This is a genomic window from Sphingomonas sp. (assembly GCF_003248515.1).
Lineage (GTDB): Bacteria > Pseudomonadota > Alphaproteobacteria > Sphingomonadales > Sphingomonadaceae > Sphingomonas_I.
On the sequence record NZ_QFOB01000001.1, the window covers coordinates 497,543 to 521,428 of the forward strand.

Sequence of the window (23,886 nt, forward strand, 5' to 3'; positions counted from 1 at the left end):
GGAAAAAGATGGTCGATTCGGGGACTTTGACGCGTGCCGACCTGGCGGAGATCGTCCACGAGAATATCGGCCTTTCCCGCGCGGGCTGCGCCGAGATCGTCGAGGATCTTCTGGGCCATATGTGCGGCGCGCTGGATCGGGGCGAGAACGTCAAGATTTCCGGTTTCGGCACGTTCGTACTGCGCGACAAGGCGCAGCGCGTGGGCCGCAATCCCAAGACGGGCATCGAGGTGCCGATCGCGCCGCGCCGCGTGCTGACCTTCCGTGCGAGCCAGGCGATGCGCGACAGCATCGTCGAGGCCGGCTGATCCAGCCGGCGATGTCGGAAAGCGGCAAGTCCGACGGGGCCTTTCGCACGATCGGCGAGGTGGCCGAGATGCTCGGCCTGCCGCAGCACATCCTGCGTTACTGGGAAACGCGCTTCCCGCAGGTGAAACCGCTCCAGCGCGCGGGAAACCGCCGCTATTATCGCCCGGCCGATGTGGCGCTGGTGCAGCGCATCAACCAGCTGCTGAATCAGGACGGCTATACGATCAAGGGCGTGCAGAAGCAGCTGGCCGAGGAAGCGAGGAAGGGCGGCGTGACCGTACCGCCCGTTTCCCCGCTCCGCGCGATTCGCGATGCGCTGGCGCTGGCGCTGGTAGAGGATGCGCGGCGATCGGCGTGAAGGGCTGAAGGACCGGCTGGCCCTGCGGCATCGTTTTCGTCTTGCCAGCGGCTAGGTGGCCGCCCCCCTTCAGCCACGAACGGCCGGCAGGAGCGCTCCATAGGGACCAAGGTCCTCGCCATGGGCGAGGCGCCACCAGCCGTGCTGGACGATCATCGCCTGCTGCTCGATCCCGTATGATTCCAGCGGGAGGCCGGGCGCGAGATCATAGGTGTAGCGGCAGAAGGGATGGCGGCGCAGCGGCAGGAACAGGCCCGCCTGATGCTGCCAGACATGCGTCAGTTCGTGGACGAACAGCGCGCGCAGCGGCCATTCCGCCGTCGCATAATCCTCCCGCCACAGGCCGTCGTGCGGATGGACCCATATGTCCCCATCGGGGGCCATGATGACGTTTCTGGGCTGGAGCGGCCACCAGCGCGCGCGATGGACGCGCACGCGCGCGGGATCGAGGCCAGCCCCGAAAGCCTGCGCCGCCAGCGCCGCCTCGCCCACCGTGAGCGGCCGGCCGGGATCGCGGGAGAAGCGCAGGCGCGTGGGATCAACTCTCCAGTACGGGCGACAGCGGCATGCCGAGATCGGCGAAGCTTGCCGCCACCGCCTGTGCGCTCGTGAGCAGGCCAAGGCAGGATTTCACGCCGAGAGTCTCCGACAGCGCATCATGCGCCAGCTCCGGATGATCCTGCGCCAGCGCGACCGAGGAGAGCAAGGCCCGTTCGTCGCCCGTCATCCGCCCGCAGCAGCAGGGCGCGACCATCAGCTTCTTGCCCGCGATCCGCGCCGATTCGCCCATGAATGCGCGCAACAGGATCAGCGGGCGACGGAAATTGATGCCGAAGCCCCCGATCAGGGCCTGCGCCGCGAACGCATCATCCAGGCCGCCGGCCGCCATCCGCCGCACCGCATAGAGCAGCAGCCGCGCATAGGCGCTCTCCGGAACCGTAAAGGGCAGCATCCCGGCTGCCTGGGAACCGCTCGCTTGCATCACCGTCTCCTTGTCCGACGGAAGAATGCTGGCATTGCCGCTATTGCAAGTCAATCGCAATAAGGTGGACAGATCAGGCAGGCGGCGAACCGTTGGCCGCAAGAACGGTGCCCGCCAGATAAAGCGATCCGGCGATGAGCACGACGGGCGCGGGATCATCATGCTCGGACGCGACCGCGCCGAGCGCCTGTTCGACGCTGCCGCCCGCGCGCGCCGCAAGCCCCGCGCGATTGGCGGCGGCGGCGATCGCAGCGGGCGAATGATGCGCATGTCCCGCCACCGGCAGGGGATGGATGATAGCGCCGCTGCCGGCGAAGGGCTCCAGAAAGCCGGCCAGATCCTTGTTGTCCAGCATGCCGAGCAGGATGTGAAAGCGCCGGCCGGGGGCGACGCGGAGGCGGAAATATTCGGCGATCACGCGGCCGGCCGCGGGATTGTGCCCGCCATCGAGCCACAGCTCGCTGCCCGGCGCCAGCAGGGTCGGAAGCGGACCGCGCTCGATCCGCTGGAGTCGCGCAGGCCATTCGGCCCAGCCCATCGCCGCGCGCAACGCCGCCGGCGGCACGGCAAGCGCCTGCTGATGGCGGAGCATCGCGATGGCGAGCCCGGCATTGTCGGCCTGATGCGCTCCCGCCAGCCGAGGCAACGGCAGATCCAGCGCACCCGCCGAATCGCGATAGGCGAGCCGCCCGCGCGTGCCGTCGACCGACCAATCCCGCCCCGCAGCGAGCCGGATCGCGCCGGCAGCCTCCGCCGCGCGATCGATCGGCGCGGCGACACGCGCCGGATAATCGAGCGTCACCAGCGGCGCCCCCGCCTTGGCGATGCCGGCCTTCTCGGCGGCGATCGTCTCGATCCGATCGCCCAGGAATTGCTGATGATCCAGCCCCAGCTGGGCGATGCCGCAGACGAGCGGATGTTCGATCACGTTGGTGGCGTCCAGCCGGCCACCCAGCCCCACCTCGATCACGCAGGCATCGGCGGGAATCCGCGCGAAGGCGAGGAAGGCGGCCGCCGTCGTCACCTCGAAGAAGCTCGCGCCGATATCGGCACCGACATCCAGCACCTCGGCCAGCAGGGCGGCCAGCAGCGCATCATCGATCAGGCTGCCGGCGATCCGGATCCGCTCGTTGAAGCGCACCAGATGCGGGCTGGTATAGACATGGACCTTGAAGCCCGCCGCCTCCAGCCCCGCGCGCAGGAAGGAGCAGGTGGATCCCTTCCCGTTCGTGCCGGCGACGTGGAAGACGGGCGGCAGCGACCGATGGGGATCGCCGATCCGGGCGAGCAGCGCCGTGATCCGCTCCAGCCCGAGAATGTCGGCGCCGGGCGACAGCGACCACAGCCGATCGAGCTGGGCCTGGACGGCGGGATCGGAGGAAACGGCGTGGTCCGCCATCAGCGAACGCCCCTATCAGGCAGCGGCCCGATCCCCGCAGAGATAGCCGATCAGGCGGGCAAGCTCGGCGCGCAGCTTGTGGCGATGGACGACCATATCGAGCATGCCATGCGACAGCAGATATTCGGCGCGCTGGAAGCCTTCGGGCAGCTTTTCGCGGATCGTGGATTCGATCACGCGCTGGCCGGCGAAGCCGATGAGCGCGCCCGGCTCCGCGATCTGCACATCCCCCAGCATCGCATAGCTGGCCGTAACGCCGCCCGTGGTGGGATCCGTCATCACCACGATATAGGGCAGGCCCGCCTCGCGCAGCTTCTGGATCGCCACGGTCGTCTTCGGCATCTGCATCAGGCTCAATATGCCTTCCTGCATGCGCGCGCCGCCGGCGGCCGTGAAGATGATGTAGGGGCAATGTTCCGCGATCGCCGCCTCGACGCCGACCACGAAGGCCGCGCCCACCGCAAGGCCCATCGATCCACCCATGAAGGCGAAATCCTGGACGCCGACGATCGCCTTCATCCCCTCGATCCGGCCGCTGGCATTCACGAGCGCATCACTTTCGCCCGTATTCGTCCGCGCCGCCTTCAGGCGATCCACATAGCGCTTGGAATCGCGGAACTTGAGCGGATCCTCCCGCACCTGCGGATTGGGGAGCGGCACATAGACGCCACTGTCGAACAGCGAATCGAAGCGCGCATCCGGCCCGATGCGGCCGTGATGATCGCACTTCGGGCAAACCGACTGATTTTCCTCATATTCGCGCGTGAACACCATCGTCCCGCAGCTCGGGCATTTGTGCCAGAGATTGTCGGGCGTTTCCTTCTTCTGGAGGAAGGGAACGGCATTGCGGACGCGATCCAGCCAGCTCATGCGGCCTGCTCCTGTCTTGCACCGGCGAGCGCGCCGGAAAGCCCCGCCACGATCTCCCGCGTGGCGGCGGCCGGATCACCGCCCGAGGCCGCGGCCTGCGCGATGACATCGATGATGGCCGATCCGACGACGACGCCATCGGCCACCCGGCCGATCGCGGCGGCCTGCGCGGGCGTGCGCACGCCGAAGCCGACCGCGACGGGAAGATCGGTGGACGCCTTCAGCCGCGTGACGGCGTCCTCGATGCTCGCCTGCGCAGCCTGCTGGCTGCCGGTGATGCCGGCGACGGACACATAATAAAGGAAGCCATCCGCCCCCTCCAGCACGGTCGGCAGGCGCACGGCATCGGTGGTCGGTGTGGCGAGACGGATGGACGCGATCCCTTGCGCCCGCAAAGCCGGCCCGAGCGAGGCATCCTGCTCGGCCGGGATATCGACGCAGATCACGCCATCCACGCCGGATTCGGCGCAGGATCCGGCGAACGCCTCCGCCCCGCGCCGCAGCATCGGATTGGCATAGCCCATCAGCACCAGCGGCACGTGCGGATGGCGCGCCCGGAAACCGGCGGCGATCTCCATGATCCTCGCCGTGGTGGCGCCGGCCGCCAGAGCGCGGAGATTGGCGCGCTGGATGGCCGGGCCATCCGCCATCGGATCGGTGAAGGGCAGGCCCAGCTCGATCAGGTCCGCACCGCCCGCGACGAGCGCATCGAGGATGGCGGGCGTCGCCTCCACGGAGGGATCCCCACCCGTGATGAACGTGACGAGCGCGGCGCGCCCCTCGGCGCGGGCGCGGGCGAAGGCAGCGGCGATGCGGCTCATATCTGCACCCCCAGCGAGGCGGCAACGGTGGCCATATCCTTGTCGCCCCGGCCGGAAAGGTTGACGAGGATGATCTGATCCTCCCGCATCGCCTTCGCCTTGGCGGGCACGGCGGCAAGCGCATGGGCGCTTTCCAGCGCGGGAATGATGCCTTCCACGCCGGCCAGCAGCGTGAAGGCATCGATCGCCTCTTGATCGGTCACGCCTTCATAGGCGACGCGGCCGATATCGTGCAGCCAGGCATGTTCCGGCCCGATCCCGGGATAATCGAGCCCGGCCGATACGGAGTGCGCCTCGATGATCTGGCCATCCTCATCCTGCAACAGATAGGTGCGATTGCCATGGAGGATGCCTGGGCTGCCGCCACCGATGCTGGCGGCATGCTTATCCGTATCCACGCCCAGGCCCGCCGCCTCGACCCCCAGCATCGCCACCTCGGGATCATCGAGGAAAGGGTGAAACAGGCCGATCGCATTCGATCCGCCGCCCACCGCCGCCACCAGCAGATCGGGCAATTTGCCTTCCGCCTCCAGGATCTGGGCGCGCGCTTCCGTACCGATCACCGACTGGAAATCGCGCACCAGCTCCGGATAGGGGTGTGGACCCGCGACCGTGCCGATCAGGTAGAAGGTGTCGTGGACGTTGGCGACCCAATCGCGCAGCGCCTCGTTCAGCGCATCCTTCAGCGTCTGCGCGCCGCTGGTGACCGGGATGACCTCCGCGCCCAGCAGCTTCATGCGAAAGACGTTGGGCTGCTGCCGTTCGACATCCTTGGCGCCCATATACACGACGCATTTGAGCCCGAAGCGCGCGCAGACCGTGGCCGTCGCCACGCCATGCGAGCCGGCCCCCGTTTCCGCGATGATCCGCGTGCGGCCCATGCGGCGGGCGAGCAGGATCTGGCCGATGCAGTTGTTGATCTTGTGCGCGCCGGTGTGATTCAGCTCCTCGCGCTTCAGATAGACCTTGGCGCCCATGCCCGGCGCCGCATCGCGGCGGATCGTCTCGGTCAGTCGCTCCGCATAATAAAGGGGGCTGGGGCGGCCGACATAATGTTTGGCAAGGCTTTCCAGCTCGGCCCGGAAGAGCGGATCGGCCTTGGCCGCGCGATATTCGCGATCCAGCTCAAGGATGAGCGGCATCAGCGTCTCGGCGACGTAGCGGCCGCCATAGGCGCCGAAATTGCCCTGTGCATCGGGCTGCGAGCGGAGGCTGTTGGCGAGAGTCATAAGCGGGCGGTCGCTTGGAGGAAGGCGGCGATCTTGTCCACATCCTTGACGCCCGGTGCGCTTTCGACGCCCGAGGAGACATCCACGATCCGGGCGCCGGTGACCGAGACGGCCTCCGCCACGCTGCCGGCATCGAGCCCGCCGGAAAGCGCCCAGGGCAGCGGATGATCGTGGCCGCGCAGCAGCGCCCAGTCGAAGCGCAGCCCCATGCCGCCGGGCAGCGCCGCGCCATCCGGCGTCTTGGCATCGTAGAGAATGCGATCGGCGACACCGCGATAGGCAGCCGCCCCCGCCAGATCGGCACGCGTGCGCACCGGAACGGCCTTCCAGATTTCAACTGAGAATCGTTGCCGCAGCGCAGCAACGCGATCGGGCGTTTCATGCCCGTGAAGCTGCAGCAGGCTCATCCCGGCCGCGATGGCACGCGCCACCAGCTCGTCATCCGGATCGACGAGCACGGCCGCCTTGCCCACCCCGGCAGGCACGGCGGAAGCCAGCGCCGCCGCCTGATCCGGCGAAACATTGCGCGGACTGCGGGGAAACATCACGAACCCCAGCCAGGAAGCCCCACCGTGCAACGCCGCCTCGACCGACTCCGGCGTCGAGAGCCCGCATATCTTCGCCTGAACCCGCATCGCGCCCCTTTAGCGGGTTTATCGCGAACATGATCGCGTAAAGCGCAGTCCATGGTTGCGGAAAATGCAATCGAGTCTTCCCGCTTCGCAGTTGCAGCATTCGGCCGATCCGGGCAGTTGTTGCAGCGCAATACAGAACATCATCATCGTCTAGGCAGAGGCAGACCCACATCACTGGAGACTGCCATGATCAAGTTCGCTCTTCCTGCTCTCGCGCTCGTCGTTGCCGCTCCGGCCGTGGCGCAGACCCAGGTTGCTCCGCTCTCGTTCGAGCGTGACGGCATCCGCTACGAGGCCAATGTCATCACCGACGACAACGGCACCACCCGCATCACCGGCAAGGAACTGGGCTCGGGCCGCACGTTCGACCTGAAGCTGGTGAACGGCAAGGTCAGCGGTCGTTACGACCACACCGACGTACGCTACGACGCGCCGACTGCCCGCATCAACTGATTTTCGCGGAAACGCGAGCATGACGGGCCGGAGCGCACAGGCGCTCCGGCCCGTGCTTGCGTCTGGCCCCCGCCACCTCTAGCCCCCGAACACGCCCACCGTCCCGAAAGGAGCAGGCATGCGTTTCGAGGGCACCGCCAGCTATGTTGCCGGCGAAGATCTGAAGGTCGCGGTCAACGCCGCCGTTCGCCTCCGCAGGCCATTGCTGGTGAAGGGCGAGCCGGGCACTGGCAAGACGGTGCTCGCGCAGGAAATCGCCGCCGCGATCGGCGCGCCGCTTCTTTCCTGGAACGTGAAGTCGACGACCAGGGCGCAGCAGGGCCTTTACGAATATGATGCGGTCGCCCGTCTGCGCGACGGGCAACTGGGTGATGCTCGCGTTCACGACATCCGCAACTATATCCGCAAGGGCAAGCTCTGGGAGGCTTTCACCAGCCCCGAATTGCCCGTGCTTCTGATCGACGAGATCGACAAGGCCGACATCGAATTTCCGAACGATCTGCTCCAGGAACTCGATCGGATGAGCTTCGACGTCTATGAGACGGGCGAGACGATCACCGCCGCCGAACGCCCGATCGTCATCATCACCTCCAATAACGAAAAGGAGTTGCCGGACGCGTTCCTGCGCCGCTGCTTCTTCCATTATATCCGCTTTCCCGATCGCGAGACGATGCAGGCGATCGTCGACGTGCACTTTCCGGGAATCCAGAAGTTGCTGGTCCACCGCGCGCTCGACATCTTCTATGAGGTGCGGGAGGTGCCTGGCCTCAAGAAGAAGCCTTCCACCAGCGAACTGATCGATTGGCTGAAGCTGTTGCTCTACGAGGATATGCCGCTGGAAACGCTGCAATCGCGCGACAGCCGCCAGGCCGTGCCCCCGCTCCACGGAGCCCTGTTGAAGAACGAGGCGGATGTGATGCTATTCGAACGCCTCGCCTTCCTCACGCGACGCGGCCTCCAATAGGACCGCACTGGCCGCAATCCCGCCCCGATGATAGTTTCGATGTCGGAGCGGGGGGGGAAAAGTTGATGGTTCGCAGGGGGATCGTGGCCGGATTGGCCTTTTGGATCGCGGTGGCCGCGCCCGCGCAGGATCATCAGCATCCCGCCGGGCCGCCCGAAACGCTCGACGGCTGGGCGCGGGGCGCGATGCTGTTCGACGGGCTAGGGAACTTCCACCGCGCCGTAACCACCCGATCCCCGCAGGCGCAGGCCTATTTCGATCAGGGGATGCGCTTTCTCTGGGCCTTCAACCATGACGAGGCCACCCGATCCTTCGCAAAGGGGGCCATGCTGGATCCCGCCTGCGCCATGTGCCTCTGGGGCGTCGCACTGACGCTGGGGCCGAATTACAACATGCCGATGATGACCGGCGCCCGCGCGATCGTGGGCCAGGCAGCTTTGCGGGCGGCGCAGGCCATACCGGACGCGCGCCCGGTGGAGCGCGCGCTGATCGCGGCGGTGGCAACCCGCTATGCCGGCAGCACGGCGCTGGACGCGGGCAATATCGGTCCGGTGCTGACGGCCTATGCCGATGCGATGCGCGAGGTGGCCGCCGCCTATCCCGCCGATGCTGACGTGCAGGTGCTGTTCGCCGAGGCCCTGATGACGGCCAACCCGTGGAAGCTGTGGACGGCGGACGGACAGCCGGCCGCCGGCACGCCGGAAATCCTGGCGACGCTGGAAAGAACGCTGGCGGCCAGCCCGGCCCATCCCGGCGCGAATCATTACTGGATCCACGCCGTCGAGGCTTCCCGCCACCCCGAACGGGCGCTGCCCTCGGCCGAGCGGCTCGTGGGCATGATGCCCGCTGCCGGACATATGGAGCATATGCCGGCGCACATCATGCAGCGCGTGGGCCGTTACGAGGAGGCGGCGGAGGCCAACCGGAAGGGAGCGGCAGCGGATCTCGCTTATCTGAAGCAGACCGCGCCACCCGATTATTATCCGATGTATCTGATCCACAATTACCAGTTCCTGGCGAGCGCGGCGGCGATGGAGGGGCGGCGCGCGGAGGCGATCGAGGCGGCACGGGCGGTCCGCTCGCTCGCCACCGATGCGATGCTGACGGCCATGCCCGGCTATGACTGGCAGGCGACCTGCCTGTTCGACGTCTATGTGCGCTTCGGCCTGTGGGCAGAGATGCTGGCTGCGCCCGCGCCGGCCGCGCAATTGCCGGGGGCGACGATCAATTATCACCAGTCGCGCGCCGTGGCGCTGGCGGCGCTGGGGCGTGCGAGCGAAGCCAAAGCGGAGCTGGCGACGGCCGCCACGCTGATCGCCGCGACTCCGCCGGACGCCGTGCAGGCGATGAACCGCGCGATCGACCTCTACCGGATCGGCCAGTTGCGCGCGGAGGCGCGCATTGCTGGCGCCGAACGCGGCCCGGCCGCCGCCGTGCCCGTGCTGCGGCGGGCGATCGCGATCGAGGACAAGCTGGCCTATGACGAACCGCAGGACGAATTCTTTCCGACGCGCCACCTGCTGGGCGCGGCCCTCCTCGCCAGCGGCGACAAGACAGGCGCCGCGCGCATCTTCGAGGAGGATCTCGCCCGCAATCCGGCCAATGGCTGGGCGCTATATGGTCTGGCTGTGGCGCGCGGCGCCGGGACCGAAAGCGCGCTGGCGACGGCATGGGCGAAGGCGGACACGAAGCTGACATCCTCCGCTTTCTAGAGCCGGCACGCCATGGCATCCTGACGGGCGATGTTCCTTTCCTTCCTCGAAGAACTGCGCCGCGCGGGCATCAAGGCCACGCCGAAGGAGCATCTGCTGCTGCTGGAAGCACTGCAGGCCGACCTGATCGACCGCAGCCCGGAGCATTTCTATTATCTCGCCCGATCCATCTACGTGAAGGACGAGAGCCTGATCGATCGCTTCGACCAGGTCTTCGGCCACGTCTTCCGCGGGCTTGTGGACGCGGGCGAGGAGACGGCCGGGATCCCGGAGGACTGGCTGAAGGCGATCGCGGAGAAATTCCTGACGCCGGAGGAGATGGCCGGGATCCAATCCCTCGGCTCCTGGGACCAGATCATGGAAACGCTGAAGCAGCGGCTCGAGGAGCAGAAAGGCCGGCATCAGGGCGGCAACACATGGATCGGCACCGGCGGCACATCGCCCTTCGGCAATGGCGGCTACAATCCCGAGGGCATCCGCATCGGCGGCGAATCCCGGCACAGGCGCGCGATCAAGGTGTGGGAACAGCGCGCCTTCCGCAATCTGGACGACCGGCAGGAACTGGGCACGCGGACAATCAAGCTGGCGCTCCGCCGCCTGCGCCGCTTCGCGCGGGAGGGAGCGGCCGACGAGCTGGATCTGGGTGAGACGATCGCCGGCACGGCGCGAAAGGGCTATCTCGATATCGCGCTCCGGCCCGAGCGGCGCAACGCCGTGAAGCTGCTGCTCTTCCTGGATGTCGGCGGATCGATGGATCCGCATGCGCGCGCGTGCGAGGAATTGTTCTCGGCCGCCACATCCGAATTCAAGCATCTGGAATTCTTCTATTTCCACAATTGCATCTATGAAGGCGTGTGGAAGGATAATGCGCGCCGCTTCCAGGAGCGGACGCCGACGATGGAGATCCTCCACACATTCGGCAGCGACTATAAGTTGCTGTTTGTGGGGGATGCGCAAATGAGCCCCTATGAGATCAGCCACCCCGGCGGATCGGTGGAGCATATGAATCCTGAAGCCGGCGCCATGTGGATGCGGCGGCTGACGACCGTCTATGCGAGCGCCGCCTGGCTCAATCCCGTGCCGCGCGAGCAATGGGGCGGGCAATCCACGCGGATGATCCGTGAACTGATGGGCAACCGCATGTTCCCGATGACGCTGGCCGGGCTGGAGGATGCGATGCGATGCCTCGCCCGGAGACAGGCGTAGCACGCATCGGGCGCGCGTGGCGCCCGAGAACGATTCTCAGCCGGCGGCGGCCAGCAGCGAATCGACCCATTCGGGCACGAGCAGGCTGGCCGGGCCGTGGCGGGCATCATCGAAATGATAACTGCCGGCGGACGGATCGAGATTAAGCTCCAGCGTCGCGGCATTGGCGGCGTTCGCGATCCGGACGAAGCCCGCGGCCGGATAGACGGCGCCGGATGTGCCGATCGAGACGAACAGATCGCAGTCGATCAGCGCCCGCTCGATCCGCGCCATTTCGTACGGCATCTCCCCGAAAAACACGATATCGGGGCGAAGCGCATCCGCCCCGCAGGCGGGACACACCTTGCCCTCGCGCATGGCGCCCGCGAATGGCGCGCGCGCATCGCAGGCACGGCACAGCGCGGACAGCAATTCGCCATGGATATGGACGAGCCGCCGGGCGCCCGCCCGTTCGTGCAGATCATCCACATTCTGGGTGACGATCATCAGTTCGCCCGGCCATTCGGCATCGAGCCGCGCGAGCGCATGATGCGCGGCATTGGGCTCCACCGTGGCGAGCGCGGCGCGGCGCGCATCATAGAAGCGCAGCACCAAATCCTCGTCGCGGGCGAGGGCCTCCGGCGTGCAGACATCCTCCACCCGATGCCCTTCCCACAGCCCGTCCGGCCCCCGGAAGGTTGCGAGTCCGCTCTCGGCCGAGACACCCGCCCCCGTGAGGACGACGATGCTGCTGGTGGGGCTGCTTGCGGGCACCACCATCGGATCAGAGATCGACGCCGGCGGCGATCGCCTCCAGCTTGCGGACGCGCTCGCGCAGATCCGCCAGTTCGATGCGCGCGGCGGAGGGCGAGGTCGGCGTCCGCGCATCCGGATCGCGCCGGCCACCCGAAAGCGCGTGGCGCTGCAACTCGATCCATTCGTGCCAGGCGCGCAAGCCGGCAAGAGCGAGGACAATGACGCCAGCCAGCGAGGTCAGCGCGATCAGGGTGGTGGAAAGCGTCTCGGGCATCACTTGGCTCCCTCACGGGCATCGCGCAGCGCCTCGATCTCCCGCTCCAGCGCGAGACCGCGATTGTGATCGCCATCAGTGACGATCCGTTCCAGCACGGCGATGCGATCCTTGAGCTGGCGGATCTCGCCCTGCAGGCGGGCGGCATCGGGATCTTCCGGCCCCGCGCGGCCCGTCACCCGCCCCGCATCGAGGCGGGCGCGCTGGAGGCGGGTGAACGAGACGATCGCGACGATCGCGACAACCATCAGAAAGGGTGCGAACTCGATCACGTCCTTGGTCCTCAGTTGGTCGGTGTGTGGCGAAGCTGCTCGATCTCGCGCTCCAGCCGCCCGGCGGGATCGGTCGCGATCCGCTCCAGCACCGCGATCCTTTCCTCCAGGCGCGAGATCTGGCCGGTCAGCCGCTCATTCTCGTTCGTCAGCAGATGGATCTTGCGATCGGCATCCGGATCGTCACCGCGATCCTTGTAGCGGCTCGGCGCGAAACCGTGCCGGGCGCGGACCCAGTTGTTCGCCACCCACGATATCGGGCCGATGGTGATGGCCGCGATCGGGATCAGCAACGCCAGCTGGCTCATGACACTCTTCCCCCTGTTCCGTCGCGCGCCTCAGCGCAGCGCCTCGATTTCATCCGCAAGGCGGCGATTCTCGCTGGTCACATGCGTTTCGACATCGGCCAGGCGGCGATCGATATCGCGGAAGCGGGCGCGCACATCGCGCACCGAATTGGCGGGCTTGGCGCGCACGCCCTGCCAGAATTTGCGATCCTCGCGATCCTGATAGTCGAACTCGCTCGGCTTGTCCGGCGCGAGCCAGCCGACCAGGAAATAAGCGAGCAGCTGGCCGCCGCCCATGAAGCCGGTGGCAAAACCGATCAGCACGAAGCCGACGCGGATCAGCAGCGGATCGATACCGGTATAATCGGCAACGCCGGAGCAGACGCCCATGAACTTGCCGTTGCGTTTGTCGAGATAGAAGCGGGTACGGCTCGGTGTCATCTCGATATCCTTCCCTGTTTGAGAGCGTATCCGGGGCGCTTCAGCGCTGACGGCGGCGCTCGGCGATGCGATCGAACACATGATCGTCCTCGCGATCGTCGATCAGACGCTCGGTCTCGGGACGGCGGAAATGCGGGTTGTCGGCGGCGACGATGCGCTCGATCGTGGCAAGCCTGTCATCCAGCCTGCGGGCGAGATCGTGCAGCTCATCGAGCAGCTTCTCATCCTCGATCGACAGCGAGCCGGACTTCTTCCACTGCGTGACATAGTGGAAGATCAGCCAGGGCAGGCCGACGAAGATCGAGAGGATCGCGGTCAGCGGAATCAGTTCGTGCACCATCTCAGCCTTCCTGATCGGTCAGGCGCGCGCGGGCGCGGGCCTTGAGCGCTTCCAGCTCGGCATCCACCTTGTCGGCGGAACGCAGCTCGGCAATCTCTTCCTCGAGGCTCTTCTGCACGCCGAGGCCGGCGGCGTCGGCGCGGCCCTCGGCCATGTCGACCCGACGCTCCAGCACATCGAAGCGGCTGAACGCCTCCTCCACCTTCTGCCCGGCATACATTTCACGCAGCCGGGTGCGATTCTGCGCCGATTCGAGGCGCGTGGCGATCGAATTCTGGCGCGCGCGCGCTTCGCGCAGCTTGTTCTGCAGCTTGGCAATGTCCGCCTCGCAGGCATGAAGCGCCTCGTCGATCTGAATGATCTCGTCCTTCAGCTGATCGGCCAGGTCTCCGGCCTTCTGCTTTTCGACCAGAGCGGCCTTGGCGAGATCCTCGCGGCCCTTGGAGAGCGCCAGCTCGGCCTTCTCCATCCAGCCTTCCTGGACCTGATCCAGCTTGCCGATCTGGCGGCGCATCTCTTTCTGGTCCGCAATGTGGCGGGCGGCGGAAGCGCGCACCTCGACCAGGGTTTCTTCCATCTCGAGGATGATCATGCGGATCATCTTCGCGGGATCCTCCGCCCGATCGAGCAGATCGGTCATGTTCGCGGCGATGATGTCGCGCGTGCGGGAGAAGATGCCCATGATGAAATACTCCTTGAAACCTGTCTCGCGCGGCGGCTGGTCGGCCTTCGCCTTCCAATCGCCCCACGATAGCGCCGGGGCCGGCAGCGGGGAAAGGGCCGACCCCGGCATCATCGTCACTTCGCGGCTGCCGTGCCGTTGCCGATCCGGCCGGCATCGGCGAGGCGGACGCTTTCCACATCGCGCTGCATGTCCGCCAGCTGCTGCTGATTGTCGGCGCGGCCGAAATAGATGCGCATCGCCACCGTCTGCGGCTGACCGCGAAGCTCGCTGGGCAGCTGCGGATATTTGATGTGCGAGGCAACGTTCAGCGCGTGCCGATCGACCACGACACTGCCGCTGGAGCGGGCGATCTCGGCGCCGGCATAATCGCCCTCGGCGGTGAAGCGGACGGCGAGGACCGCCTCGGCGCGCTTGCCGCTGTCCATGCGCAGCGAATAGCGATCCGAGCCCATTTCCAGCTGCCGCTCGACATTGGCCTGCCAGCCATCGACCGTGGTGACCGGGGTCGCCGCGCGGGCCGGAGCGATCGCCGCGCCAACGCAGGTGGCGGTAAGGGCGGCGGCGCCGATCATCGAAACCGCGAGCCGTTGAACATCGGATTTGTCGAACGTGAACATCGTGAAATCTCCCATCTTTCAGAACCTTCACACCGGCAATCCGGTGTTGCCCCTTGCATTGCAGGAGGCGTGCCAATTCTTGATGTGATTGATTTCATTCAGCTTTGATAAATTTCCCCTGCTCGCGGCGACGGAAGTATTTGCCAACAAGTGGTAAAATGCGCCAAATAGCAGCAATGGATCGCGACATTCAGTTCATCGGCCAATCCTCGGCCTTTCTCGACGCGGTCGAACGCGCGAGCCGCGCCGCCGCGCTCAATCGGCCCGTGCTGGTGATCGGCGAACGCGGCACGGGCAAGGAGCTGGTCGCCGAACGACTCCATCGCCTTTCCGGACGCTGGGCTGCTCCGCTCATCACGCTGAACTGCGCCGCTTTGCCCGAAACGCTGATCGAGGCCGAACTGTTCGGCCATGAGGCCGGCGCCTTCACCGGCGCGACGCGCGCACGCGCCGGCCGATTCGAGGAAGCGGATGGCGGCACCCTCTTCCTGGACGAACTGGCCACGCTCAGCATGGGCGCGCAGGAAAGGCTGCTGCGCGCGGTTGAATATGGGGAGGTCACCCGGATCGGCGCCTCGCGCCCGGTGCGCGTGGACGTGCGGATCGTGGCGGCCACCAACGAACATCTGCCGAAAATGGCCGAGGAAGGGCGCTTCCGGCCCGATCTGCTGGATCGCCTCTCCTTCGAGGTCATAACGCTGCCGCCGTTGCGCGCCCGTGAGGGCGATGTGCCCGTGCTGGCCGACTATTTCGGAAAGCGCATGGCGCTGGAGATCGGCTGGGAACGCTGGCCCGGCTTCAGCGCGCAGGCGGGTGCCGCGCTGCAGGACCATGGCTGGCCCGGCAATGTGCGCGAACTGCGCAATGTTGTGGAACGCGCCGTCTATCGCTGGGAGGATGAAAGCCGGCCGATCGACGCCGTCAGCTTCGATCCCTTCGCCTCACCCTGGGGCCTCGCCGCGCTGAAGCCAGCGGCGGAGGCGGCAGCTCCCCTCCCCGCGTCAGCCCCGCCGCCGGCCGCCCCGATGCCGAGCGACTGCGACGATCTGCGCGCCGCCTGTCACGCGCACGAACGGATGCTGCTGGAGGCGGCACTGACGCGGTGTCGCTTCAACCAGCGCCAGACCGCCCTGGCGCTGAAGCTCACCTACGATCAGCTGCGCCATGCGCTGCGGCGGCACGATCTGCTGGAGAGGAGCGCGGCCGGCGGCTGAGCCCGCGGAGCCCGAAACTGCCGGCGCCATCCGACTTCCGAGGGCCCGGCTTCGCACCCACAATTGCTAACGACTCGCAACAGTCGATTTGCCCGTGACCTTTGGCTTTTGTCGGCGTTAGGGCGGCTCGTTATCTGTCCAGGAGACGCGCCCATGGCCTTCGAACTTCCCCCGCTTCCCTTCGACGCGACGGCGCTGGAGCCGCACATGTCGGCCGAGACGTTCGAGTATCACCACGGCAAGCATCACAAGGCCTATGTCGACAAGACCAATGGCTGGATCGAGGAAAAGGGCCTTGCCGGCCTTTCGCTGATCCAGGTGATCGAGAAGGCCAAGGCGACCGCCGACAAGGGTTTGTTCAATAACGCGGCCCAGATCTGGAACCACACCTTCTTCTGGAACTGCCTGGCCCCCGCCGGCCAGACGCCGACCGGCGTGCTCGCCGAGAAGATCAACGCCACTTTCGGCTCCACCGACGAACTGCTCAAGAAGCTGGCGGCGGAAGCCGTCGGGCATTTCGCGAGCGGCTGGGCCTGGCTGGTGCTGGAAGGCGACGCGCTCAAGGTGACGTCGTATCACGATGCCGATACGCCGATCGTGTATGAAGGCGTGAAGCCGCTCCTCACGCTCGACGTGTGGGAGCATGCTTATTACATCGACTATCGCAACGCCCGGCCGAAATTCGCCGAGACGGTGCTTGGCAACGTCATCAACTGGGATTTCGTCGCCCAGAATCTCGACGGCAAGGGCGCCAGCCGCGCCGATCAGCAGCAGTAAGAGGCGGCCCGATGCGTATCCCGGCCCCGGCCGGGATACGCATTCCTACTCTGGGGCCTATTTAGGGGTAGCGCTGGCCGTGGCGGCTTTCGCCAGCCCCGCTTCCAGATCCGCCAGCTGCGCATCGGCGGCTTTCCCGGCCGGATCATTGGGCGCAAGCTTGCGCGCCCGCTCCCACGCCACCTTCGCCGCCTGATCGGCGCCCGCCTCCAGCGCGATATTGCCTGCTTCCAGCGCGACCGCCGCGTCGTCCGGCGCCAGCTTCGCCGCCTCCGCAATATCCCGCGTCGCCTTGGGCAGATCATCCTGCCGCCGCGCGAGCGTGGCCGAGAGCAGCCACGCAAAAGGATCGTCCGGCACCAGCCGCACGCCCTGATCGATATCGGTGCGCGCCGCCGCCATGTCGCCCAGCGCCACATCGGCGCGGCCACGATCCAGCCACGCCTCGCCCTGCATCACCTGCGTCAGGCCCGGCAGCTTCAGCGCGCGATCCAGCGCGGTACGCGCGAGCGTGGGGTCTTCGTTCGCCAGCGCCGCATTGCCCGCCTGCGTCCATAGCTGCGCCGCGCGCGGATCATTGCCGGATTCGGCGGCGGAGGCGACGCGAACGAACGTGTTCGCCGCCGCCGCCCAGTTTTCCGCAGCCGCCTGGGCAAGGCCAAGGCAGTGGCGCGCCGGAAGATCCCCCGCCTGCTTCGCCCACTCGTCTGCCTCGCGCAGGGCGCGCGGCACATCGCTCTTCGTGAGCGCGACGCAGGCGCTGAAGCGGTCGGTTTCCGATCCGGGCAGCTTGGCAAGCGGCGGCGGCGTATCCGCGGCGGCAAGGGCGAGGAAAAGGGACAGGAACAGGTCAGGTCTCGATCAGGCTGGCAACCGTGCGCACCAGCAGATCCAGATCCTGCGGCCGCGACAGGCGATGATCGCCATCCTTGACGAGGATCGTCTGCACATCGGCTGAACGCAGCGCGCGGCCAAGCCGGAAGGCGATGGAGGGCGGCACATCCACATCCTCCAGCCCGTGCAGCAACCGCACCGGGCCATCGAACGCGATCTCTCCTTCCAGCAAGCGCAGCGCCTGCCCGCTTTCCCACAAGGCGCGCGTGAAGATGGTGGGCGTTTCCGAATGAGGAGATTCCTCCACCAGCAGCCCATCCTGCGCGAGGATGCGTCGCTGATCCTCATCGAAGCCCCATTCGGTGAAATCGGGCGCGGCGGCGATCCCGACAAGCCCCGCCACCCGATCCGGCCGGGCGAGCGCCGCCAGCAGCATCTGCCAGCCGCCCATGGACGAGCCGACGAGCAGGATCGGCCCGGTCGTGACCGTATCGATCAGATCCAGCACGTCGCCGTGCCAGCTTGCCAGCGTCTGCTCCGCGAACACGCCCTCGCTCTCGCCGCAGCCGGCATAATCGAGCCGCAACATGGCCCGCCCCTTCGCCCCGGCCCACGCGTCCAGCGCTTGCGCCTTGCCGCCCGACATGTCTGACATATAGCCCGGCAGGAACATGATCGTCGGGCCGGTGCCGGGCCGATAGCGATAGGCGAGAGAGGGCTTGTCGTCGCGGATCAGATAATCGGTCATCGCTTGGCCATATCCCGCCCCGCGCGCCGTCGCCAACGCCGTTAGCCGCTCGTAAGCTTTCCCGCCCTACAGACGGCATCATGAGCATGATGGAAAACGGCATCGAAGCCGCGCCGCTGGGCGAGATCGAGATTGGCCGCGTCCTGGAGATTTCCAGCGCGGGCGCACGTGCCATGCTGGACGCGACGATGCTCGCAGCCCTGGGCCAGGAGGGACCCGCACAGCCCGGCGCGATCGGCAGCCATCTGAAATTGCGCGTCGGCAACAAGTGGGTGGTCGCACAGGTCAGCGCGCTCCGGCGCGAGGAAGCGGACGGCGACCTGATCGTGGCGGCCCTCGATTTCGTCGGTGAGGGTGATGCCGAGGGCACGAAACTTCGCGGATTCAAGCGCGGCGTGAGCCATCTGCCCCTGCCCGGCTGCCGCCTGATCGCCACCAGCGACGCGGATCGCAACGCCATTTTCGCCGCTGACGAACGCGCGCACATCACGATCGGACGGATCCATTCGGCGGGCGAAACGCGCGCGGCGCTGTATGTGGATGCGCTGCTCGGCCGGCATTTCGCGATCCTGGGATCCACCGGCACCGGCAAATCCTCCGCCACCGCCATGCTGCTTCACCGCATCTGCGAATCGGCGCCGCACGGCCATGTGCTGATGATCGATCCGCACGGCGAATATGGCGCCTCCTTCGCGGAGGCAGGCGCGGTCTTCGACGTGACGAGCCTTGCCATCCCCTACTGGCTGATGAACCTCGAGGAACATGCCGAGGTGTTCGTGACGACGCGGGGACCGGACCGGCAGATCGACGTGGACATTCTGGCCAAGAGCCTGCTGGCCGCACGCGCGAAGAATCGCGCGGCGGAGGGCATCAGCCGGCTCACCGCCGACAGCCCGATCCCCTACCTTCTCTCCGATCTCGGCAACATCCTCTCGGCGGAGATGGGCAAGCTGGACAAGGGCGGCACCGGCATCGGCCCCTATCTGCGGCTGAAGGCGCGCATGGACGAACTGAAGGTGGATCCGCGCTACGCCTTCATGTTTTCCGGCATGCTGGTGGGCGATACGATGCAGACGGTATTGCAGCGCCTGCTGCGCCTGCCGACTGACGGCAAGCCGATCGCGATCGTCGATCTTTCGGCCGTGCCCTCCGAAATCACGCCGGTGCTGGTTGCCCTGCTCGGGCGGCTCGTCTTCGATCATGCGCTCTGGTCGCGCGGCAAGGATGCACGCCCCGTGCTGCTCGTGTGCGAGGAGGCGCATCGCTACATTCCCGCCGATGCCCAATCGCCCGCGCGCCGCATCCTGGAACGGATCGCCAAGGAAGGCCGCAAATATGGCGTGTCGCTGGGGCTGATCTCGCAGCGCCCCTCCGATCTGGCGGAAGGCGTGCTATCCCAGTGCGGCACGATCATCGCGATGCGGCTCAACAACGACAAGGATCAGGCCCATGTCCGCTCGGCCGTGCCGGAGGGCGCGCGCGGCCTGATCGATGCGATACCGGGCCTGCGCAACCGCGAGGCGGTGGTGGTGGGCGAAGGCGTGGCGCTGCCGATCCGCGCGATATTCGATGATCTGGAGCCGGAAAGACTGCCGGCCTCCTCCGATCCCTCCTTCGTGCGGGGCTGGCAGACCGCCGCCGACGAGCCGGCGCGACTGGCCAAGACGATCCTGCGCTGGCGCGCGCAGGGCCGCCCGCTCGCCTGATCGCCTGCCGAAGAGCAAAGACGCCCGGGGGAAGCCCGGAACATCGGGCGTCGACGCTCGCCATGTTCGCGCCCGCAGCATGGCGCTCTCGACTTGCTCGGCGGCTTTCGTCATCATCCGCCGCATGAGTGGGGGCGCAGAAGAAATTGGCGCGATGGCGACGGCCGCGCTGATCGCGAGCGAGGTGGAACGTGCGCGACTGGGCGAGCCGGCCGTGGGCCATGACGTGCACGAGGCCTGCGCCAATTGCGGCACGATCCGCCAGGGCCCTTATTGCCATGCCTGCGGGCAGGCGGGGCATGTCCATCGCAACCTGATGGCGCTGGTGCATGACATCGCGCACGGCGTGTTCCACTTCGAAGGCAAGATCTGGAATACGCTGCCGATGCTCGTGCTGCGCCCGGGCGAGCTGACGAAGCGCTATATCGAGGGCGAGCGAGCCAAGTTCATCTCGCCGATCGCCCTGTTTCTCTTCTCCGTCTTCCTGATGTTCGCGGTGGTCTCCAATCTCGGCGGTCACGGCTCCAAGGCGGAGGCCACCAAGCAGGGCGTGGCCGCCGAAATCGTGAAGACGCGCGTGAAGCTGGATCGGGCGCGCCGCCAGCGCGCTTCGGAGGTGGATCCCGAGGATCAGGCGCGGCTGGACAGGAAGATCAGGGATCTGACCGCCTCGATCGTGGCGATGCAGGCGATCGAGCAGCATGGCATGGCGGGCCTGGGCAAGGCGGCGGTGGATTCCAGCCGCGTCGGCGCGCAGGCCGATGCGGCGGCCAAGGCTGCGGAAGTGGCCGCCAAGGCCGCCGAAACGTCCCCGGCCGGCAAGGCGGCGGAGCAGGCTGCCCACGCGGATTCGAGCCATGCTGCGGAAACCAGCCCGGTGACGCAGATCCCCTATGTGGGCGGGCTCATCGCCCATGCCGCCGAGAATCCCGAGCTCGTCGTCTACAAGATGAAGAATTACGCCTACAAATATAGCTGGGCGCTGATCCCGATCTCCGTGCCCTTCATCTGGCTGCTCTTCTGCTTCCGCCGCGATGTGGGCCTTTATGACCACGCCATCTTCGCCATCTACTCGCTCTCCTTCATGTCGCTGGCCATGGTGGTGCTCGCGGTGGGAAGCTGGCTTGGCATATCGGGCGCGATCATTCCGCTCGCCGCGATGATCGTGCCGCCGATCCACATCTATCGCCAGTTGAAGGGCGCCTATGGCCTCGGCCGCTTTGGCGCGCTCTGGCGCACCGCGGCCATGCTCATCATGGCGACGATCACGCTCAGCCTTTTCACCTCGTTCGTCTTCTATCTGGGTAGCGATTGAGGTGCCGGCCCAAGGACAGCTTTGATCGCAAGCCACGGGATGCGGCGCGCCATATGCGCGTCTATCCCGCCGGCACAGAGCCGGAGACGCCCCTCATGACCCACTTCTTCAAAACCATGGCTTCACCCGTCGGCATGCTGACGCTGGTCGCCGGGGCCAACGGACTCGCGGCGATCCTGTGGGAGGATGACAAGCCCGGCCGGGTGCGGCTGGGCGCGATGGAGGAACAGGCCGACCATCCCGTGCTCGTCGAGACCGCAACGCAGCTCACCGCCTATTTCGCGGGCGAGCGGACCAGCTTCGATCTGCCGCTGGACATGGCAGGCAGCGTTTTCCAGAAGCGGGTGTGGGCGCAATTGTTGGCCATCCCCTTCGGCCAGACGCGCAGCTATGCAGAGATCGCGCGCGCGATCGGATCGCCCGGGGCCGTGCGGGCGGTGGGCGCCGCGAACGGGCGCAATCCTGTCTCCATCGTCGCGCCCTGCCACCGCGTGATCGGCAGCAACGGCACGCTCACCGGATTTGCGGGCGGGCTGGAGGCCAAGCGCTATCTGCTGGTCCACGAAGGCCTGGAACTGGCGCTCTAGGGGCGGCGTCGGTTCGGCCGGACCGGAGGCGGCAGCGCCCCGATCAGCCGTCGCATATCGCCTCCAGAACGAGCCGGGAAACCTCCGGGCAGGAAGCCGGATTCTGCCCGGTGACCAGATGGCCATCGCGAACCGCGCAGGCCTGGAAATCGGGAGCGCTGCGATAGAGCCCGCCCAGTTCGCGCAGCCGATCCTCCAGCAGGAAGGGCACGGCATGCAGAAGCCCGGCAGCTTCCTCCTCGCTGTTGGTGAAGGCGCAGACCTCGCGCCCGCGGACGATCGGCACGCCATCGGCATCCGTCACGTTCACAAGGCCGGCGGGGCCATGGCAGACCGCCGACACCACTTTCCCGGCCGCGTGCATGGCGGCGATCAGATCGATCAGCGCGGCGTTGGTCGGCAGATCCCACATCGTGCCGTGGCCACCGGGGAGGAAGATCGCGTCATAGGCATCGGCGGGGATAGCCTCGATCGGCCGTGAGGCGTGCAGCATGGCCATCGCTTCCGCATCACCCAGAAAGCGCGCGGCGCTCTCCAGCCGATATTCATCCTCCATCGATGTGGGATCGATCGGCACCGGGCCGCCCGCGATCGAGGCGATATCCACCACGGCCCCCGCATCGACGAAGGCATAATAAGGCGTGGACAGTTCGGCCATCCAGAGCCCAGTCTCCCGCCCCGCCCCTCCCTCGCCGCCGGTCCGGGCGTGGGAGGTGGTGACGATCAGGATCTTCATGGGTTCTTCTCCTCGGCCAACCGAAGGGGCGTCCTGCGGAACGCCTCGCCGGGGCAGGCACCGCGCGCCTGCCACAATCGATCGGGTGGCATCAACATGGGGATCGCCCCATCGATCAGGGCGCTACGACAGTGGAGGATTTTCGCGCTCCGGGTGCGGAGAAGGCGCGTTCAGGGTGCTGCGATCTCCACCTCGGCCACAGGCGCGGGATCGGCGCGACGGCCCTGGATCCTTTTTCGGACGGGCCGATCATAATAACGATCCAGCAGCAGCGCGACGATCACGATCACTCCCCCCACAGGAATGGCGAGACCGGCGCGGGCCGGGCCGGAGAGCGGCAGGATGGCCGGTGCCGCGATCAGCAGCAGCGGCATGTGAACGGCGTAGAGCGGGTAGGAGAGGTCGCCCAGCGCCTCGCTTATCCGCTCCATGGCGGCGGGAACGCGCGCCTGCGCGAGCAGCATGAGGCCCAGCGGAAAGGCGATCGTCACGGCGCCCAGCCAATAGGCGCTCGCCGGTATCCGTCCGCCCAAGGCCGATTCGCCCAGAACGATCGCGAGGAAGGCCACAAGCAGCAGCGGAAGCGGCAGGACGGGCACATGCGCCCGCCAGCGCGGCTGCGTCCGATGAAGCAGGACACCCAGGAAATAGGAGAAGAAGACGCGGGGAAAGCCGCCCCAGAAGGTTTCCGGTGAAAAGCCGTTCGCCAGCCCGTGGAGGCGCCAGCCCGCCACCCCGAGCAGCAGGAAGGAGACCGCGATGATCGCAACGAGCAGGCGCTCCCCCAACCACGATATGGTGAGCCGGTGGAGCGTGTTCGTGACGATCTCGAAGAAGATCGACCATTCGGGTATGTTGACGGGGAACAGCAGAGGCCCCGTCCACACGAGCGGCAGCATCAGCAGCGCGCTAGCACCCGCGAGCAGCAGCGGCGCATCCCCCGGCCCCCGTGCCGCCGCCACCGCGATGCCGATCAGCGCACCGATCAACATCATCGGATAGAGGCGGATCAGCCGCAGCTTCAGGAAGGTCCACAGGCCCATCCGCGCATCCATGCGCGGCTCATAGGCGCCGGCGATCACGAAGCCGCTCATCAGGAAGAAGATGTCGACGGCGAGATAGCCATAAGCGAAGCTGGCGGTGAAATGCAGTTCCCGCTCGGCATGATGGATCAGCACGACGATCGCCGCGACGCCGCGCAGCGCATCCAGCGACAGGAGCCGCGCCTGCTTCATGTCATTCCCCGCAAGGCCATCCTCCGCGCCTGCGATCCTGCCCGAGCGGGGCCGCGGCGGCAAGCGAAGGCGCCGGCCCGGTGCGACAGCGCGACGGTCTCCGGCGACGGCCTTCTGCTGCGCGCGCGCGTGGCCTAAACCGAAT

At 66.9% G+C, this 23,886-nt stretch carries 30 protein-coding genes; 11 read left to right on the plus strand and 19 right to left on the minus strand.

The annotated features are described in order from the left end of the window. The first annotated feature begins 8 nt into the window (after positions 1-8). Together DI605_RS02550 and DI605_RS02555 are read left to right on the plus strand one after the other, a co-directional pair. Positions 9-308, plus strand: coding sequence for an integration host factor subunit alpha (locus DI605_RS02550; protein WP_293968629.1), 300 nt, complete (start codon positions 9-11; stop codon positions 306-308). A gap of 11 nt (positions 309-319) precedes the next feature. Beyond that, the gene (locus tag DI605_RS02555; protein WP_293968631.1) at positions 320-667 is read left to right on the plus strand and encodes a MerR family transcriptional regulator; all 348 of its coding nucleotides are present in this window, start codon (positions 320-322) and stop codon (positions 665-667) included. Positions 668-736: 69 nt separating this feature from the next. On the opposite strand, the gene DI605_RS02560 is transcribed toward DI605_RS02555, so the two are convergent. The 7 genes from DI605_RS02560 to DI605_RS02590 form a co-directional block, all read right to left on the minus strand. Beyond that, positions 737-1,159: a vgr related protein gene (locus DI605_RS02560; protein WP_293968633.1), complete on the minus strand. Its 423-nt coding sequence runs from the start codon at positions 1,157-1,159 to the stop codon at positions 737-739. Positions 1,160-1,205: 46 nt separating this feature from the next. Further along, entirely contained in the window at positions 1,206-1,649 is a 444-nt protein-coding gene (locus DI605_RS02565; protein WP_293968635.1) for a DUF6628 family protein, read from the minus strand. 73 nt (positions 1,650-1,722) lie between these two features. Then, complete coding sequence (locus tag DI605_RS02570) at positions 1,723-3,048, minus strand: folylpolyglutamate synthase/dihydrofolate synthase family protein (protein ID WP_293968637.1); 1,326 nt, start codon at positions 3,046-3,048, stop codon at positions 1,723-1,725. A gap of 15 nt (positions 3,049-3,063) precedes the next feature. Continuing rightward, on the minus strand, positions 3,064-3,918 hold the full coding sequence (accD, locus tag DI605_RS02575) for an acetyl-CoA carboxylase, carboxyltransferase subunit beta (RefSeq protein ID WP_293968639.1): 855 nt from the start codon (positions 3,916-3,918) through the stop codon (positions 3,064-3,066). After that, complete coding sequence (gene trpA / locus DI605_RS02580; RefSeq protein WP_293968641.1) at positions 3,915-4,739, minus strand: tryptophan synthase subunit alpha; 825 nt, start codon at positions 4,737-4,739, stop codon at positions 3,915-3,917. Before trpA ends, accD begins: the two co-directional genes overlap by 4 nt. Beyond that, positions 4,736-5,968 carry a tryptophan synthase subunit beta gene (trpB, locus tag DI605_RS02585; RefSeq protein WP_293968643.1) on the minus strand — a complete coding sequence of 411 codons (1,233 nt, stop codon included), beginning with the start codon at positions 5,966-5,968 and terminating at the stop codon, positions 4,736-4,738. The genes trpA and trpB overlap by 4 nt, the downstream gene beginning before the upstream one ends. After that, positions 5,965-6,603: a phosphoribosylanthranilate isomerase gene (locus tag DI605_RS02590; RefSeq protein ID WP_293968645.1), complete on the minus strand. Its 639-nt coding sequence runs from the start codon at positions 6,601-6,603 to the stop codon at positions 5,965-5,967. Before DI605_RS02590 ends, trpB begins: the two co-directional genes overlap by 4 nt. Positions 6,604-6,789: 186 nt before the next feature. Here DI605_RS02590 and DI605_RS02595 point away from each other — a divergent pair, with 186 nt between their 5' ends. The 4 genes from DI605_RS02595 to DI605_RS02610 all read left to right on the plus strand — a co-directional run bounded on the left by DI605_RS02595 (position 6,790) and on the right by DI605_RS02610 (position 10,938). Further along, the gene (locus DI605_RS02595) at positions 6,790-7,056 is read left to right on the plus strand and encodes a hypothetical protein (RefSeq protein WP_293968647.1); all 267 of its coding nucleotides are present in this window, start codon (positions 6,790-6,792) and stop codon (positions 7,054-7,056) included. 118 nt (positions 7,057-7,174) lie between these two features. After that, on the plus strand, positions 7,175-8,020 hold the full coding sequence (locus DI605_RS02600; protein ID WP_293968649.1) for a MoxR family ATPase: 846 nt from the start codon (positions 7,175-7,177) through the stop codon (positions 8,018-8,020). Between the two features lie 65 nt (positions 8,021-8,085). Then, on the plus strand, positions 8,086-9,732 hold the full coding sequence (locus tag DI605_RS02605) for a hypothetical protein (RefSeq protein ID WP_293968651.1): 1,647 nt from the start codon (positions 8,086-8,088) through the stop codon (positions 9,730-9,732). A gap of 30 nt (positions 9,733-9,762) precedes the next feature. Then, on the plus strand, positions 9,763-10,938 hold the full coding sequence (locus DI605_RS02610) for a VWA domain-containing protein (protein WP_293968653.1): 1,176 nt from the start codon (positions 9,763-9,765) through the stop codon (positions 10,936-10,938). Between the two features lie 36 nt (positions 10,939-10,974). On the opposite strand, the gene DI605_RS02615 is transcribed toward DI605_RS02610, so the two are convergent. The 8 genes from DI605_RS02615 to DI605_RS02650 form a co-directional block, all read right to left on the minus strand. Continuing rightward, on the minus strand, positions 10,975-11,697 hold the full coding sequence (locus DI605_RS02615; RefSeq protein ID WP_293968655.1) for an NAD-dependent deacylase: 723 nt from the start codon (positions 11,695-11,697) through the stop codon (positions 10,975-10,977). 4 nt (positions 11,698-11,701) lie between these two features. After that, positions 11,702-11,947, minus strand: a complete 246-nt coding sequence (locus tag DI605_RS02620; protein ID WP_293968657.1) for a hypothetical protein — start codon at positions 11,945-11,947, stop codon at positions 11,702-11,704. Then, positions 11,947-12,216, minus strand: coding sequence for a hypothetical protein (locus tag DI605_RS02625; protein WP_293968892.1), 270 nt, complete (start codon positions 12,214-12,216; stop codon positions 11,947-11,949). Before DI605_RS02625 ends, DI605_RS02620 begins: the two co-directional genes overlap by 1 nt. A gap of 14 nt (positions 12,217-12,230) precedes the next feature. Next, entirely contained in the window at positions 12,231-12,527 is a 297-nt protein-coding gene (locus DI605_RS02630) for a hypothetical protein (protein WP_293968659.1), read from the minus strand. Positions 12,528-12,557: 30 nt separating this feature from the next. Continuing rightward, positions 12,558-12,947: an envelope stress response membrane protein PspC gene (pspC, locus tag DI605_RS02635; RefSeq protein ID WP_293968661.1), complete on the minus strand. Its 390-nt coding sequence runs from the start codon at positions 12,945-12,947 to the stop codon at positions 12,558-12,560. A gap of 40 nt (positions 12,948-12,987) precedes the next feature. After that, complete coding sequence (gene pspB / locus DI605_RS02640) at positions 12,988-13,287, minus strand: envelope stress response membrane protein PspB (protein ID WP_293968662.1); 300 nt, start codon at positions 13,285-13,287, stop codon at positions 12,988-12,990. Position 13,288: 1 nt separating this feature from the next. Further along, complete coding sequence (pspA, locus tag DI605_RS02645) at positions 13,289-13,969, minus strand: phage shock protein PspA (protein ID WP_293968894.1); 681 nt, start codon at positions 13,967-13,969, stop codon at positions 13,289-13,291. Positions 13,970-14,085: 116 nt separating this feature from the next. Further along, positions 14,086-14,589, minus strand: coding sequence for a TonB family protein (locus DI605_RS02650; RefSeq protein ID WP_293968663.1), 504 nt, complete (start codon positions 14,587-14,589; stop codon positions 14,086-14,088). 176 nt (positions 14,590-14,765) lie between these two features. On the opposite strand from DI605_RS02650, the gene pspF reads away from it, so the two are divergent. Beyond that, a complete protein-coding gene (pspF, locus tag DI605_RS02655) occupies positions 14,766-15,803 on the plus strand; it encodes a phage shock protein operon transcriptional activator (protein WP_293968665.1) in 1,038 nt (345 codons plus the stop codon). Positions 15,804-15,956: 153 nt separating this feature from the next. Further along, positions 15,957-16,580, plus strand: a complete 624-nt coding sequence (locus DI605_RS02660) for a superoxide dismutase (protein WP_293968667.1) — start codon at positions 15,957-15,959, stop codon at positions 16,578-16,580. A 57-nt stretch (positions 16,581-16,637) separates the two neighbouring features. Here DI605_RS02660 and DI605_RS02665 read toward each other — a convergent pair whose 3' ends face one another. Then, complete coding sequence (locus DI605_RS02665; RefSeq protein ID WP_293968669.1) at positions 16,638-17,312, minus strand: tetratricopeptide repeat protein; 675 nt, start codon at positions 17,310-17,312, stop codon at positions 16,638-16,640. Between the two features lie 118 nt (positions 17,313-17,430). Next, complete coding sequence (locus tag DI605_RS02670; RefSeq protein WP_293968671.1) at positions 17,431-18,162, minus strand: alpha/beta hydrolase; 732 nt, start codon at positions 18,160-18,162, stop codon at positions 17,431-17,433. An 80-nt stretch (positions 18,163-18,242) separates the two neighbouring features. On the opposite strand from DI605_RS02670, the gene DI605_RS02675 reads away from it, so the two are divergent. The 3 genes from DI605_RS02675 to DI605_RS02685 all read left to right on the plus strand — a co-directional run bounded on the left by DI605_RS02675 (position 18,243) and on the right by DI605_RS02685 (position 21,770). Further along, positions 18,243-19,868 (plus strand): ATP-binding protein, encoded by a 1,626-nt coding sequence (locus tag DI605_RS02675; protein ID WP_293968673.1) that lies wholly within the window; start codon positions 18,243-18,245, stop codon positions 19,866-19,868. A 154-nt stretch (positions 19,869-20,022) separates the two neighbouring features. Then, positions 20,023-21,183 carry a DUF3667 domain-containing protein gene (locus DI605_RS02680; protein ID WP_293968675.1) on the plus strand — a complete coding sequence of 387 codons (1,161 nt, stop codon included), beginning with the start codon at positions 20,023-20,025 and terminating at the stop codon, positions 21,181-21,183. 95 nt (positions 21,184-21,278) lie between these two features. Then, a complete protein-coding gene (locus DI605_RS02685) occupies positions 21,279-21,770 on the plus strand; it encodes a methylated-DNA--[protein]-cysteine S-methyltransferase (RefSeq protein WP_293968896.1) in 492 nt (163 codons plus the stop codon). A 43-nt stretch (positions 21,771-21,813) separates the two neighbouring features. Here DI605_RS02685 and DI605_RS02690 read toward each other — a convergent pair whose 3' ends face one another. Then, on the minus strand, positions 21,814-22,506 hold the full coding sequence (locus DI605_RS02690; protein WP_293968677.1) for a type 1 glutamine amidotransferase domain-containing protein: 693 nt from the start codon (positions 22,504-22,506) through the stop codon (positions 21,814-21,816). Between the two features lie 170 nt (positions 22,507-22,676). Then, complete coding sequence (locus DI605_RS02695) at positions 22,677-23,741, minus strand: acyltransferase (RefSeq protein WP_293968679.1); 1,065 nt, start codon at positions 23,739-23,741, stop codon at positions 22,677-22,679. Between the last annotated feature and the right edge of the window lie 145 nt (positions 23,742-23,886).